At 59.0% G+C, this 12,816-nt stretch carries 16 protein-coding genes; 15 read left to right on the top strand and 1 reads right to left on the bottom strand.

Going from position 1 to position 12,816, the window contains the following annotated elements:
• Nucleotides 1-37: 37 nt before the first annotated feature.
• The 4 genes from yajC to BLR16_RS11270 all read left to right on the top strand — a co-directional run bounded on the left by yajC (nucleotide 38) and on the right by BLR16_RS11270 (nucleotide 3,874).
• Entirely contained in the window at nucleotides 38-373 is a 336-nt protein-coding gene (gene yajC / locus BLR16_RS11255) for a preprotein translocase subunit YajC (RefSeq protein WP_002552468.1), read from the top strand.
• A gap of 63 nt (nucleotides 374-436) precedes the next feature.
• Nucleotides 437-2,305 (top strand): protein translocase subunit SecD, encoded by a 1,869-nt coding sequence (gene secD / locus BLR16_RS11260; protein WP_003433461.1) that lies wholly within the window; start codon nucleotides 437-439, stop codon nucleotides 2,303-2,305.
• 9 nt (nucleotides 2,306-2,314) lie between these two features.
• Entirely contained in the window at nucleotides 2,315-3,226 is a 912-nt protein-coding gene (gene secF / locus BLR16_RS11265; RefSeq protein ID WP_003433459.1) for a protein translocase subunit SecF, read from the top strand.
• A 108-nt stretch (nucleotides 3,227-3,334) separates the two neighbouring features.
• Complete coding sequence (locus tag BLR16_RS11270) at nucleotides 3,335-3,874, top strand: glycine zipper 2TM domain-containing protein (RefSeq protein ID WP_002552471.1); 540 nt, start codon at nucleotides 3,335-3,337, stop codon at nucleotides 3,872-3,874.
• A 66-nt stretch (nucleotides 3,875-3,940) separates the two neighbouring features.
• Here the strand turns inward: BLR16_RS11270 and suhB are convergent, their stop codons facing one another.
• Entirely contained in the window at nucleotides 3,941-4,756 is an 816-nt protein-coding gene (gene suhB, locus BLR16_RS11275) for a type III secretion system regulator SuhB (RefSeq protein ID WP_003314166.1), read from the bottom strand.
• Between the two features lie 215 nt (nucleotides 4,757-4,971).
• On the opposite strand from suhB, the gene trmJ reads away from it, so the two are divergent.
• From trmJ to ndk, 11 genes are all read left to right on the top strand, one after another.
• Entirely contained in the window at nucleotides 4,972-5,736 is a 765-nt protein-coding gene (gene trmJ / locus BLR16_RS11280; protein ID WP_003433458.1) for a tRNA (cytosine(32)/uridine(32)-2'-O)-methyltransferase TrmJ, read from the top strand.
• The gene (cysE, locus tag BLR16_RS11285) at nucleotides 5,736-6,512 is read left to right on the top strand and encodes a serine O-acetyltransferase (protein WP_058397328.1); all 777 of its coding nucleotides are present in this window, start codon (nucleotides 5,736-5,738) and stop codon (nucleotides 6,510-6,512) included. Before trmJ ends, cysE begins: the two co-directional genes overlap by 1 nt.
• Before the next feature lie 159 nt (nucleotides 6,513-6,671).
• Nucleotides 6,672-7,163 carry a Fe-S cluster assembly transcriptional regulator IscR gene (gene iscR, locus BLR16_RS11295; protein ID WP_002552474.1) on the top strand — a complete coding sequence of 164 codons (492 nt, stop codon included), beginning with the start codon at nucleotides 6,672-6,674 and terminating at the stop codon, nucleotides 7,161-7,163.
• 44 nt (nucleotides 7,164-7,207) lie between these two features.
• Nucleotides 7,208-8,422, top strand: coding sequence for an IscS subfamily cysteine desulfurase (locus tag BLR16_RS11300; protein WP_003365095.1), 1,215 nt, complete (start codon nucleotides 7,208-7,210; stop codon nucleotides 8,420-8,422).
• An 82-nt stretch (nucleotides 8,423-8,504) separates the two neighbouring features.
• The gene (iscU, locus tag BLR16_RS11305) at nucleotides 8,505-8,891 is read left to right on the top strand and encodes a Fe-S cluster assembly scaffold IscU (protein WP_002552476.1); all 387 of its coding nucleotides are present in this window, start codon (nucleotides 8,505-8,507) and stop codon (nucleotides 8,889-8,891) included.
• Between the two features lie 71 nt (nucleotides 8,892-8,962).
• Nucleotides 8,963-9,286, top strand: coding sequence for an iron-sulfur cluster assembly protein IscA (gene iscA / locus BLR16_RS11310; RefSeq protein ID WP_003365093.1), 324 nt, complete (start codon nucleotides 8,963-8,965; stop codon nucleotides 9,284-9,286).
• Nucleotides 9,287-9,297: 11 nt separating this feature from the next.
• Nucleotides 9,298-9,819 carry a co-chaperone HscB gene (hscB, locus tag BLR16_RS11315; protein WP_002552478.1) on the top strand — a complete coding sequence of 174 codons (522 nt, stop codon included), beginning with the start codon at nucleotides 9,298-9,300 and terminating at the stop codon, nucleotides 9,817-9,819.
• A gap of 44 nt (nucleotides 9,820-9,863) precedes the next feature.
• Nucleotides 9,864-11,726 carry a Fe-S protein assembly chaperone HscA gene (gene hscA, locus BLR16_RS11320; protein ID WP_003433457.1) on the top strand — a complete coding sequence of 621 codons (1,863 nt, stop codon included), beginning with the start codon at nucleotides 9,864-9,866 and terminating at the stop codon, nucleotides 11,724-11,726.
• Nucleotides 11,727-11,729: 3 nt separating this feature from the next.
• Nucleotides 11,730-12,071 carry an ISC system 2Fe-2S type ferredoxin gene (gene fdx / locus BLR16_RS11325; protein ID WP_003433456.1) on the top strand — a complete coding sequence of 114 codons (342 nt, stop codon included), beginning with the start codon at nucleotides 11,730-11,732 and terminating at the stop codon, nucleotides 12,069-12,071.
• Between the two features lie 14 nt (nucleotides 12,072-12,085).
• Nucleotides 12,086-12,286: a Fe-S cluster assembly protein IscX gene (gene iscX, locus BLR16_RS11330; RefSeq protein ID WP_002552481.1), complete on the top strand. Its 201-nt coding sequence runs from the start codon at nucleotides 12,086-12,088 to the stop codon at nucleotides 12,284-12,286.
• 96 nt (nucleotides 12,287-12,382) lie between these two features.
• Entirely contained in the window at nucleotides 12,383-12,808 is a 426-nt protein-coding gene (gene ndk / locus BLR16_RS11335; protein ID WP_002552482.1) for a nucleoside-diphosphate kinase, read from the top strand.
• Nucleotides 12,809-12,816: the final 8 nt, after the last annotated feature.

The raw sequence follows: 12,816 nt of genomic DNA on the forward strand, positions 1-12,816 counted from the left end.
CCTGCTTTTTATACTAATTATGTAACTGGAGCGACAAATGAGCTTTTTCATCTCTCCCGCTTTTGCGGATGCTGCTGCACCGGCTGCCGGTCCTGCGGGCAGTGGTTTCGAGTGGATCTTCCTGGTCGGCTTCCTGGTCATCTTCTATCTGATGATCTGGCGTCCACAGGCCAAGCGCGCCAAAGAGCAGAAAAACCTGCTGGGCAACCTGCAGAAAGGCGACGAAGTTGTCACCAGTGGCGGTATCGCGGGCAAGATCAACAAAGTGACCGATGACTTCGTGGTCATCGAAGTGTCTGACACCGTTGAGCTGAAAATCCAGAAGGGCGCCATCGCGGCCACTCTGCCTAAAGGCACCCTGAAAGCGATCTGAGCAACAACTTTTTACCCATCGACGGGGCGCGCAAGGCGCCCCGCGTTTTAAGCGGGCGGCGTGATGCTGAACAAATACCCTCTGTGGAAATACGTACTGATCCTGGCGGTGCTGGTGGTCGGTTTTATTTATTCCGCACCCAATCTCTACCCTGATGATTCTGCCATCCAGATCAGCGGCGCAAGCACTGCGCTGCAAGTCAATCAGGCGGACGTGGATCGTGCAGCCAAGGCGCTTGCCGATGCCGGCATCTCGGTCAAGGCTTCTTCTCTGGCCGAGAATGGCAAGGGCGGTTTGTTGCGTCTGAGCAAGCAGGAAGATCAGTTGCCAGCCAAGGATGTCGTGCGCAAGGCGTTGGGTGACGACTATGTCGTTGCACTGAACCTGGCGCGTACCACGCCGACCTGGTTGCGTCACCTGGGTGCAAGCCCGATGAAGCTTGGTCTCGACCTGTCCGGCGGTGTGCACTTCCTGCTGGAAGTCGACATGGACAAGGCGATCGATGCACGTCTGAAAGTCTACGAAGGCGAAGTCAAATCCCTGTTGCGCAAGGAAAAGGTGCGTTATCGCAGCCTGCCGCAGCTGGGCAATGTGATTCAGCTGGGCTTCACCGACGACGCAGAGCGTGAGCAGGCGCGTGCACTGGTACGCAAGACCTTTACCGATTTCGAAATCACGCCTGCCGAGCTGAACGGTATCCCGGTACTGCGCATGGCGTTGACGCCTGCCAAGCTGGCCGAGATTCGCGAATACTCGATCAAGCAGAACCTGACCACCGTGCGTAACCGGGTCAACGAGCTGGGTGTTGCCGAGCCGCTGGTTCAGCGCCAGGGTGCCAACCGCATCGTGGTCGAGCTGCCGGGTGTTCAGGACACGGCCGAAGCCAAGCGTATTCTGGGCAAGACCGCCAACCTCGAATTCCGTCTGGGTGCAGGCCCGGATGATTCGAAAGGCACCACCGAGATGTTCGAATTCCGCGAAGGCGGTCGTCCGGCAGCGGCGGTGGAGCGTGGTCTGATCATTACCGGTGATCAGGTGACTGACGCCAAGGCCAGCTTCGACGAGCATGGTCGTCCACAGGTGAACATCAACCTCGATGGTCACGGCGGCGAACTGATGAGCCGCGCAACCCGCAGCAATGTGGGGCGCAGCATGGCGGTGATCTTCATCGAGCAGCGTCCGACCACCACCTATACCAAACAGATGGTCGATGGCGTCGAGAAAGACGTGCCGGTGCAGACTTTCAAGGAAGACAAGAAAATCATCAGTCTGGCGACCATTCAGTCGCCACTGGGCAGCCAGTTCCGGATTACCGGTCTGAATGGTCAGGGTGAGTCTTCCGAGCTGGCGCTGCTGTTGCGTGCCGGTGGTCTGGCGGCGCCGATGTACTTCGCTGAAGAGCGCACCATCGGTCCTAGCCTGGGTGCCGACAACATCACCAAGGGTATCGACGCTTCCCTGTGGGGCATGCTGTTCGTCTCGCTGTTCATCATGGCGATCTACCGCTTCTTCGGTCTGATCGCGACCGTGGCACTGGCCCTCAACATGGTCATGCTGCTGGCATTGATGTCCTTGCTGGGTGCCACACTGACCCTGCCGGGTATCGCCGGTATCGTGTTGACCATGGGTATGGCGGTGGACGCCAACGTGCTGATCTTCTCGCGGATTCGTGAAGAGATCGCCAACGGCATGACGGTTCAGCGTGCTATCAACGAAGGTTTCGATCGTGCCTACACGGCGATCCTCGACGCCAACCTGACGACGCTGCTGGTCGGCGGCATTCTCTTTGCGATGGGCACCGGCCCGGTCAAGGGGTTTGCGGTGACCATGTCGCTCGGGATCTTTACCTCGATGTTCACGGCCATTATGGTGACCCGCGCTATGGTCAACCTGATCTACGGCGGTCGTGACTTCAAGAAGTTGTGGATTTAAGGGGCTGCCATGTTACGTACCATCAACTTCATGGGCGTTCGCAATGTTGCGTTCGCCATCACAATGCTCCTTACCGTACTGGCGTTGTTCAGCTGGTTCCATAAAGGGCTCAACTTTGGTCTGGACTTCACCGGCGGTACGCTCATCGAGCTGACCTACGAACGTCCCGCTGACCTGGGCAAGGTTCGTCAGGAGCTGGTTTCGGCGGGCTATCACGAAGCCGTTGTACAGAGCTTCGGCGCCACCACCGACTTGCTGGTGCGCATGCCGGGTGAAGACCCGCAACTGGGCACCCAGGTTGCCGAGGCGCTGCGCAAGGCCGGTGCCGATAACCCGGCAGTGGTCAAGCGTGTCGAGTTCGTCGGCCCGCAGGTCGGTGAAGAGCTGCGCGATCAGGGCGGCCTCGGCATGCTGATGGCGCTGGGCGGTGTTCTGATCTACCTGGCATTCCGCTTCCAGTGGAAATTCGCAGTCGGGGCGATCGTCTCGCTGATTCACGACGTGGTGGTGACGATGGGGATCCTGTCGTTCTTCCAGATCACCTTCGACCTGACGGTGCTGGCGGCGGTGCTGGCGATCATCGGCTACTCGCTGAACGACACCATTGTGGTCTTCGACCGGGTACGCGAAAACTTCCGCCTGCTGCGCAAGGCTTCGTTGATCGAGAACATCAACATCTCCACCACGCAGACACTGCTGCGCACCATTGCCACCTCGGTTTCGACCCTGTTGGCGATCGTGGCATTGTGGGTGTTTGGCGGTGACAGCCTGGAAGGCTTCTCCATCGCGTTGTTCATCGGCGTACTGGCGGGTACCTACTCGTCCATCTACATCGCCAACGTGGTGCTGATCTGGCTGAACCTGACCACCGAGGATCTGATTCCTCCAGTGGTCGTCGAGAAGGCTGACGACCTCCCGTAGGTCCGGCCATCATAAAAAAGGCGCGAGTGCTGAACTCGCGCCTTTTTTTATGCTCCAAGGCTAGGCATTGCGCAGCCATGCTGCGTTTCGATTGGTCAGGAGGTTCAAGTGAACAAGTCTATGCTTGTTGGTGCTGTGTTAGGTGCTGCTGTCGTGACTGCTGGCGGCGCCGTTGCCACCTATAGCTTGGTCAAGGGTGGTCCTGAGTATGCGGATGTATTGGCGGTAGAGCCGATCAATCAGCAGATCAAAACCCCCCGTGAAGTTTGCAAGGACGTAACCGTTACCCGTCAGGCGCCGGTCAAGGACCAGCATCAGATCGTCGGTAGCGTTATTGGCGCGGTTGCCGGTGGCTTGCTGGGTAACCAGATCGGTGGCGGTAACGGCAAGAAGATCGCTACAGTCGCGGGCGCGGTAGGTGGTGGTTATGCGGGTAACAAGGTTCAGGAAGGCATGCAGGAGCGTGATACCTACACCACTACGCAGAACCGCTGCACGACGGTCAATGATGTGAGCGACAAGGTTGTGGGCTACAACGTCAAGTACAAGCTGAACGAGAAGGTGGGTCAGGTTCGTATGGAGCGTGATCCGGGTAGCCAGATTCCGGTCGACAAGAACGGTCAGCTGATATTGGGTCAGGCGCAGTAACGCCATCCGCTGAGCTTCACAAGACATAAAAAAACCGGCTTGCGCCGGTTTTTTTATGCCTGCCGCTTAACGCTTGAGCGAAGCTGGCAGGTGCGGTGCGATCGCGGTCAGTACCGCCTTGAAGCACTTGGTGTTGCCGGCAACGATGTGGCCTTTCTCGAGGAAGTCGTGACCACCGGTGAAATCGCTGACCAGACCGCCTGCTTCCTGAATCAGCAGGGCGCCTGCAGCCATATCCCACTCGGACAGGCCTGACTCCCAGAACGCATCGAAGCGACCGGCAGCGACATAAGCCAGGTCGAGGCTGGCAGCACCTGCGCGGCGGATGCCGGCGGTCTGGCCTACCAGGCTGCGGAACATGCCCAGGTAGTTCTCGATGTTGTCCATCTGGTTGTCACGAAACGGGAAGCCGGTGCCGAGCAGGGCGCCTTCCAGGCTCTTGCGCTGGCTGACGCGCAGACGGCGACCGTTCAGGGCTGCGCCACGACCACGGCTTGCGGTGAATTCTTCCTGGCGGACCGGGTCGAGAACCACGGCGTGCTCGAGGCGGCCGCGGTATTTGCAGGCGATGCTGACGGCAAAGTGCGGGATGCCGCGAACGAAGTTGGTGGTGCCGTCCAGTGGGTCGATGATCCACAGGTAGTCGGTGCCTTCGCCGCTGCCTTCGTGCAGGCCGCTTTCTTCGCCGAGGATGCCGTGAGTCGGGTAGGCCTTGCGCAGAGCGGTGATGATGCTTTGCTCGGCAGCGCGGTCGATCTCTGTGACGTAGTCTTTGGCTTCTTTTTCGTCAACCTTGATGGTATCCAGGCGCTCGATGGAGCGGAAAATCAATTCGCTGGCGCTGCGGGCGGCGCGCAGCGCGATATTCAGCATGGGCTGCATGGATAATTCACCTAAGGTTGTTAAAGAGAGCCGGGCATTCTATGGGCTGATTCGAATTATTTCCAGCCTTGCGTTGTTACGGTTGTCGGGTTCGTGTGTGTTTTTTTGCGTCCGGCGCGGTCGCCCATGCTGTTGCAGCTCTCACAGCTTCATGGCGTTAGTCGAGCCGTTTCTGTAAGATTTGCCCCCCTAATTCGTATCAGTGAGCGTTCGCTTTGTTGCAGAACATTCGTGTTGTCCTGGTCGGCACTACCCATCCCGGAAATATCGGCGGGGCTGCTCGCGCCATGAAAAACATGGGGCTTTCGCGTCTGGTGCTGGTCGATCCGCGCATTTTTCCTTCGCCCGATGCCGATGCGCGTGCGTCCGGCGCTACCGACATTCTCGAGGGCGCGCAGGTGGTGGCGACCCTTGAAGAAGCGCTGGTCGGCTGCCGTCTGGTGCTGGGCACCAGCGCGCGGGATCGAAGCCTGCCTTGGCCTATGCTGGATCCGCGTGCCTCGGGTGAGAAAGTCATCGAACAGGCCGGCGACGGTGCCGAGGTGGCGCTGGTGTTCGGTCGCGAACATGCGGGCCTGACCAACGAAGAGCTGCAGCGTTGCCACTTCCATGTGCACATCCCGTCTGACCCTGCGTTCAGTTCTCTCAATCTGGCGGCTGCCGTACAGGTGCTCAGTTATGAGGTGCGCGTGGCCTGGCTGGCTGCCGCGGAGCAGGGCGAGGCTTCAAGGCCTGCGTCGGCGCACAGTGCCGAACTGGCGACCATGGACGAAATGGAAGGTTTCTACACCCACCTCGAGGCCACGCTGGTGGCCATCGGTTTTCTTGATCCGGAAAAGCCACGGCATCTGATGGCCCGGTTGCGCAGGCTGTACGGGCGTAGCGAAGTCGAGCGATCCGAGCTGAGTATCCTGCGCGGTGTGCTCACTGAAACCCAGAAAGCCGCGCGCGGTGAACCCTACAAGCGAAAGGATCAGTGATGTTCGAGCGTCTGCGAGAAGACATTCAAAGCGTGTTCCACCGCGATCCCGCAGCGCGCAACGCCTTTGAAGTCCTGACCTGCTATCCGGGGATGCACGCGATCTGGCTGCACCGCTTCGCCCATATTCTGTGGCGCAACGGCTGGAAATGGCCGGCGCGGGTGGTCTCGAACTTTGGCCGCTGGATGACCGGAATCGAGATCCATCCGGGCGCGCGCATCGGCCGCCGTTTTTTCATCGATCACGGCATGGGCATCGTGATCGGCGAAACCGCCGAGATCGGCAGTGACGTCACCCTCTACCAGGGCGTGACCCTGGGTGGCACCAGCTGGAATGCCGGCAAGCGCCATCCGACGCTGGAAGACGGTGTGGTGGTCGGGGCGGGTGCCAAGGTGCTCGGGCCGTTCACGGTGGGCGCCGGCGCCAAGATCGGCTCCAATGCAGTGGTCACCAAGGCTGTGCCTGCGGGCGCAACCGCAGTGGGCATCCCGGGGCGCATCATCGTCAAGTCAGACGATGAGGTTGAGGCCAGGCGCAAGGCCATGGCCGAGAAGCTCGGCTTCGATGCCTACGGTGTCAGTGCAGATATGCCCGATCCGGTCGCGCGCGCCATTGGCCAGTTGCTTGACCATTTGCAGGCTGTCGATGGGCGCCTGGAAGGCATGTGCGATGCACTCGGCAGGCTTGGCAGCGATTACCGCGCCAAGGAGTTGCCGGAGCTGCGTGACGAAGTTTTCGACTGCGTCAAGGACTGCCAGGAAGGCAAGGTCGGCTAGCGCTCACGGTGGGCAGGGTGCGTGCCATTACGCCGCACCTTTGCTATGATGCAGCCCGCGCTTTTCGCTAATCCCGACTGTTTTACTTGGTCTAATAGTTGACTCTTTTACTCGGGAATAGCATACTCGCTCTCATTCCGAACCTCTGCGGTATACGCCATGCGACTGACTACTAAAGGCCGATACGCTGTAACAGCCATGCTTGACCTGGCGTTGCACGCGCAGAACGGGCCAGTGTCTCTGGCCGACATCTCCGAGCGGCAGGGTATTTCCCTGTCCTACCTCGAGCAGCTGTTCGCCAAGCTGCGTCGCGGCAATCTGGTTTCCAGTGTTCGTGGTCCGGGCGGTGGTTACCAGCTGTCGCGCGACATGAAAGGCATCCAGGTTGCTCAGGTTGTCGATGCAGTCAATGAATCTGTCGATGCCACGCGGTGTCAGGGTCTGGGCGATTGCCATGCTGGCGATACCTGCCTGACTCACCACCTGTGGTGCGACCTGAGCCAGCAGATTCACGAATTTCTAAGCGGTATCAGCTTGGCGGATCTTGTCACTCGCCGTGAGGTACAAGAAGTCGCTCAGCGCCAGGATATGCGCCGTGGTCATAACCACATGTCGCAACTGGGTAAGATCGAAACGTCCGCCGTCGAATGAACGCAGATGAATGAGCGGTGCGCCTGCCTGATAGGAGAGCTTCAATGAAATTGCCAATTTACCTCGACTACTCCGCGACGACCCCGGTCGATCCGCGTGTCGCGCAGAAAATGATCGATTGCCTGACCGTCGAAGGAAACTTCGGCAACCCGGCCTCGCGCTCCCACGTCTTTGGCTGGAAAGCCGAAGAAGCGGTCGAGAACGCTCGTCGTCAGGTCGCTGATCTGGTCAACGCCGATCCGCGCGAAATCGTCTGGACTTCGGGTGCCACTGAATCCAACAACCTGGCTATTAAAGGTGTTGCGCATTTCTACGCCAGCAAAGGCAAGCACCTGATCACGTCGAAGGTTGAGCACAAGGCTGTCCTCGACACCACTCGCCAGCTGGAACGCGAAGGTTTCGAAGTGACCTACATCGAGCCAGGCGAAGACGGTCTGATCACGCCTGCCATGATTGAAGCGGCACTGCGCGACGACACCATCCTGGTTTCGATCATGCATGTGAACAACGAGATCGGCACCATCAACGATATCGCCGCGATCGGTGAGCTGACCCGTTCACGTGGTGTGCTGTTCCACGTCGATGGCGCGCAGTCGACCGGCAAGGTTGAAATCGATCTGGCCAGCCTCAAGGTTGACCTGATGTCGTTCTCTGCACACAAAACCTACGGCCCCAAAGGCATCGGCGCACTCTACGTCAGCCGCAAGCCACGTGTTCGCCTTGAAGCGACCATGCACGGCGGCGGTCACGAGCGTGGCATGCGTTCCGGCACCCTGGCGACTCACCAGATCGTCGGCATGGGCGAAGCATTCCGTATCGCCAAGGAAGAAATGGCTGCTGAAAACGTGCGCATCAAGGCACTCAGCGATCGTTTTTTCAAGCAGGTCGAAAACCTGGAAGAGCTGTACGTCAACGGCAGTCTGACCGCACGCGTACCGCACAACCTGAACCTGAGCTTCAACTATGTCGAAGGCGAGTCGCTGATCATGGCGCTCAAGGATCTGGCGGTATCGTCCGGTTCGGCCTGTACCTCGGCCTCGCTTGAGCCTTCGTACGTGCTGCGTGCCCTGGGTCGCAACGACGAACTGGCGCACAGCTCGATTCGTTTCACCTTCGGCCGTTTCAGCACCGAAGAAGAAATCGATTACGCCGCGCAGAAAGTTTGCGAGGCTGTCACCCGGCTGCGCACGCTTTCGCCGCTGTGGGACATGTTCAAAGACGGCGTCGACATCTCCAAGATCGAGTGGGCGGCGCACTAATTTAAAGTCGCCTCCAAGACAGGTCATGGGCAATTGCGACGTGACCTGCAGAGCGGCTCCCTGATGTGAGAGGAATAGAATCATGGCTTACAGCGAAAAGGTCATCGACCACTACGAAAATCCACGTAACGTCGGCAAGATGAACGCGGAAGATCCTGATGTTGGCACCGGCATGGTCGGCGCTCCTGCGTGCGGCGACGTGATGCGCCTGCAGATCAAGGTCAACGAGCAGGGCGTTATCGAAGACGCCAAGTTCAAGACCTACGGCTGTGGTTCGGCCATTGCGTCCAGCTCCCTGGCGACCGAGTGGATGAAAGGCAAGACTCTGGATGAAGCAGAGACCATCAAGAACACTCAGTTGGCTGAAGAGCTGGCACTGCCGCCAGTGAAGATTCACTGCTCGGTACTCGCTGAAGACGCCATCAAGGCGGCCGTTCGCGATTACAAGCAAAAGAAAGGTCTGCTGTAAGCAGGCTTTTCAAGAGAAGCTTGCGACAGAGTCAACTGCAACAGGCTAATGCAACAGGCTAAGGAGTTCCGATGGCTATCAGCATGACAGAAGCTGCCGCTAACCACGTACGACGTTCCCTTGAGGGGCGCGGCAAGGGTGACGGCGTTCGTCTGGGTGTTCGCACCACAGGCTGTTCAGGTCTTGCCTATGTGCTCGAGTTCGTCGATGAGGCGGCCAGCGAAGACACCGTGTTTGAAATGCACGGCGTCAAGGTGATCATTGATCCGAAGAGTCTGGTCTATCTGGATGGCACCGAGCTCGATTTCGTGCGTGAAGGGTTGAACGAAGGCTTCAAGTTCAACAATCCCAATTCGCGCGGTGAGTGCGGCTGTGGCGAAAGCTTCAACGTCTGAGGCTTTTTATTGTGGGTACTCCCTGTCACTTCGCCCTGTTCGACCTCAAGCCCGAGTTTCAGCTTGATCTTGACCAGCTGGCCACGCGCTACCGTGAGCTTGCGCGTAACGTGCATCCGGATCGCTTTGCGGATGCCCCCGAGCGTGAGCAGCGTGTGGCGCTGGAGCGCTCGGCCAGTCTCAACGAGGCCTATCAGACCCTGAAAAGCCCGCCGAAAAGGGCGCGCTACCTGCTGGCAATGAACGGCAACGAAGTGCCGCTCGAAGTCACGGTGCATGATCCCGAGTTTCTTCTGCAGCAGATGCAATTGCGCGAAGACCTTGAGGACTTGCAGGAAGAGGCTGATCTCGCCGGCGTTGCGACCTTCAAGCGTCAGCTCAAGGTCGCTCAGGACGAACTGAACCAGAGCTTCGCGGCCTGTTGGAATGATGCTGCACAGCGCGAGCACGCTGAAAAGCTGATGCGGCGTATGCAGTTTCTCGACAAGCTCTCTCACGAAGTGCGCCAGTTAGAAGAGCGCCTCGACGATTAACCCCGCGCGGCTTCGGCCGCGCGCCAGTGATTATTCTGAACAGCATGGCTTTACTGCAGATCGCCGAACCCGGCCTGAGTCCTCAACCGCACCAGCGTCGTCTGGCTGTGGGTATCGACCTGGGCACCACCAATTCTCTGGTTGCTGCGGTACGCAGCGGCCTGTCCGAACCGCTGGCCGATGCAGAGGGGCAGGTCATTCTGCCGTCTGCCGTGCGCTATCACGCTGATCGTGTCGAAGTAGGGCAGTCAGCGAAGATCGCCGCCTCCCAGGACCCGTTCAATACCGTTCTGTCGGTCAAGCGTCTCATGGGGCGTGGTCTGACTGACGTCAAGCAACTGGGCGAGCAGCTGCCGTACCGGTTTGTTGGCGGTGAGTCGCACATGCCGTTCATCGACACCGTGCAGGGGCCGAAAAGTCCGGTCGAAGTGTCTGCCGACATCCTCAAGGTCCTGCGCCAGCGCGCAGAAGCCTCGTTGGGTGGCGAGCTGGTAGGCGCGGTGATCACCGTTCCTGCCTACTTCGATGACGCTCAGCGTCAGGCGACCAAGGACGCTGCCAGACTGGCGGGTCTCAACGTACTGCGCCTGCTCAATGAGCCCACGGCGGCGGCTGTCGCCTATGGCCTGGATCAGAAAGCCGAAGGCGTGGTTGCCATCTATGACTTGGGTGGCGGGACCTTCGATATCTCGATCCTGCGCCTGACCGGCGGTGTGTTTGAAGTACTGGCCACTGGCGGCGATACCGCTCTGGGTGGCGATGACTTCGATCATGCGATAGCCAACTGGATTGTCACTGATGCCGGTCTGTCTGCCGATATCGACCCTTCCGCGCAACGCAGCCTGCTGCAGGCTGCCTGCTCGGCCAAGGAAGCGCTGACTGACGCCGAGTCTGTCGAGGTCGCCTACGGTGACTGGCGTGGCACGCTGACCCGCGAGGCGCTCAATGCGCTGATCGAGCCTATGGTCGCGCGCAGTCTCAAGGCCTGTCGTCGTGCGGTGCGTGACACCGGTATCGAGCTTGAAGAAGTCGAAGCGGTGGTCATGGTCGGCGGTTCAACCCGAGTTCCACGCGTACGCGAAGCGGTGGCCGAGCTTTTCGGTCGTCAGCCGTTGACCGAGATCGACCCGGATCAGGTGGTGGCCATCGGGGCTGCGATCCAGGCCGATACTCTGGCCGGCAACAAGCGTGACGGTGGCGAACTGCTGCTCCTCGATGTGATTCCGCTCTCGCTGGGGCTGGAAACCATGGGCGGTCTGATGGAGAAGGTCATTCCGCGCAACACCACCATCCCTGTGGCGCGTGGTCAGGAATTCACCACGTACAAGGATGGCCAGACGGCCATGAAGATTCATGTACTGCAGGGTGAGCGTGAATTGATCAGCGACTGTCGTTCGCTGGCGCGCTTCGAGCTGCGTGGCATCCCGCCGATGGTCGCGGGTGCGGCAAAGATTCGTGTCACCTTCCAGGTCGATGCTGACGGTCTGCTCAGCGTTTCGGCGCGTGAAATGGGCTCGGGTATCGAGTCGAGCATTCAGGTCAAGCCTTCCTACGGGCTGACCGATGACGAAGTCACCCGCATGCTCAAGGACTCCTTCGAGTATGCCGGCGACGACAAGGTCGCTCGTGTGCTGCGTGAGCATCAGGTTGATGCCGAGCGTCTGCTCGAAGCTGTTCAGGGTGCCCTGGATGCCGATGGCGAGCGTCTTCTCGACGAGGAAGAGCGCCTGGTCATTAACCTGCAGATGGACGAACTCCGTGAACTGATGCAAGGCACCGATGGTTATGCCATCGAGCAACAGACCAAGCGTCTGTCGCAGGTGACCGATGCATTTGCTGCCCGACGCCTCGATTCGACGGTAAAAGCCGCACTGGCCGGGCGCAACTTGAATGAGATTGAGGAATAACTGATGCCGCAGGTGATTTTTCTGCCCCACGCCGAGCATTGCCCGGACGGGCTGGTTGTAGAAGTGGAGCCCGGCACGTCTATTCTCGACATTGCCCACGAGCACCACATCGAGATTGAAAGCGCCTGTGGTGGCGTGTGTGCGTGCACCACCTGCCATTGCATCATTCGCGAAGGTTTCGGTTCGCTGAATGAAGCCGATGAGCTGGAAGAAGACATGCTCGACAAGGCGTGGGGGCTGGAAGCGCAATCGCGTCTGTCCTGTCAGGCCATTGTCGGCAACGAAGACCTCACGGTCGAAATACCCAAGTATTCGCTCAACCACGCCGCTGAAGCGCCACACTGATTCAAGGATTGCTCATGAGTCTCAAATGGGTTGATGTGCAGGAAATCGCCATCCAGCTGGCTGAAAGCCACCCGGATGTCGATCCGCTGACTGTGAGTTTTCCCAGGCTGCGTAATCTGGTCATGGCCTTGCCTGAGTTCGATGACCACCCTGACCGTAGTGGGGAAAAGGTTCTCGAGGCGATCCAGGGGTTATGGATCGAAGAGGCCGATTGACGTTCAGTAACGTACGCAGTTAGGCAATACACCAGAACCCGCGTATAATTCGCGGGTTTAATTTTTCGCTTCAATCACTGCTTCTGGAGTTTCACCATGGCTGTTCAACGTACTTTCTCCATCATCAAGCCTGACGCCGTTGCCAAGAACGTAATCGGCGAGATCACCACTCGTTTCGAAAAAGCCGGTCTGCGCGTTGTCGCTTCCAAGCTGAAGCAACTGTCCAAGGCCGAAGCTGAAGGTTTCTACGCTGAGCACAGCGCTCGCGGTTTCTTCGGCGACCTGGTTGCTTTCATGATCTCCGGTCCGGTTGTCGTTCAGGTTCTGGAAGGCGAAAACGCTATCGCTTTGAACCGCGAGCTGATGGGCGCTACCAACCCTAAAGAAGCTGCTGCCGGCACCATCCGTGCTGATTTCGCTGACTCCATCGACGCCAACGCTGTTCACGGCTCCGATTCCGAAGCAGCCGCCGCTCGCGAAATCTCGTACTTCTTCGCAGCTACCGAAGTAACCGCTCGCTAAGTCATTTT

This window comes from Pseudomonas sp. BS3767 (assembly GCF_900099665.1).
GTDB lineage: Bacteria > Pseudomonadota > Gammaproteobacteria > Pseudomonadales > Pseudomonadaceae > Aquipseudomonas > Aquipseudomonas cerasi.

What these genes read in the sequence shown, in the direction of transcription:
- cysE (WP_058397328.1), top strand. Translation starts at nt 5,736, where the DNA reads ATGTTCGAGCGTCTGCGAGAAGACATTCAAAGCGTGTTCCACCGCGAT.
- hscA (WP_003433457.1), top strand. Translation starts at nt 9,864, where the DNA reads ATGGCTTTACTGCAGATCGCCGAACCCGGCCTGAGTCCTCAACCGCAC.
- iscR (WP_002552474.1), top strand. Translation starts at nt 6,672, where the DNA reads ATGCGACTGACTACTAAAGGCCGATACGCTGTAACAGCCATGCTTGAC.
- suhB (WP_003314166.1), bottom strand. Translation starts at nt 4,756, where the DNA reads ATGCAGCCCATGCTGAATATCGCGCTGCGCGCCGCCCGCAGCGCCAGC.
- BLR16_RS11300 (WP_003365095.1), top strand. Translation starts at nt 7,208, where the DNA reads ATGAAATTGCCAATTTACCTCGACTACTCCGCGACGACCCCGGTCGAT.
- secF (WP_003433459.1), top strand. Translation starts at nt 2,315, where the DNA reads ATGTTACGTACCATCAACTTCATGGGCGTTCGCAATGTTGCGTTCGCC.
- iscX (WP_002552481.1), top strand. Translation starts at nt 12,086, where the DNA reads ATGAGTCTCAAATGGGTTGATGTGCAGGAAATCGCCATCCAGCTGGCT.
- iscA (WP_003365093.1), top strand. Translation starts at nt 8,963, where the DNA reads ATGGCTATCAGCATGACAGAAGCTGCCGCTAACCACGTACGACGTTCC.
- yajC (WP_002552468.1), top strand. Translation starts at nt 38, where the DNA reads ATGAGCTTTTTCATCTCTCCCGCTTTTGCGGATGCTGCTGCACCGGCT.
- iscU (WP_002552476.1), top strand. Translation starts at nt 8,505, where the DNA reads ATGGCTTACAGCGAAAAGGTCATCGACCACTACGAAAATCCACGTAAC.
- ndk (WP_002552482.1), top strand. Translation starts at nt 12,383, where the DNA reads ATGGCTGTTCAACGTACTTTCTCCATCATCAAGCCTGACGCCGTTGCC.
- fdx (WP_003433456.1), top strand. Translation starts at nt 11,730, where the DNA reads ATGCCGCAGGTGATTTTTCTGCCCCACGCCGAGCATTGCCCGGACGGG.
- secD (WP_003433461.1), top strand. Translation starts at nt 437, where the DNA reads ATGCTGAACAAATACCCTCTGTGGAAATACGTACTGATCCTGGCGGTG.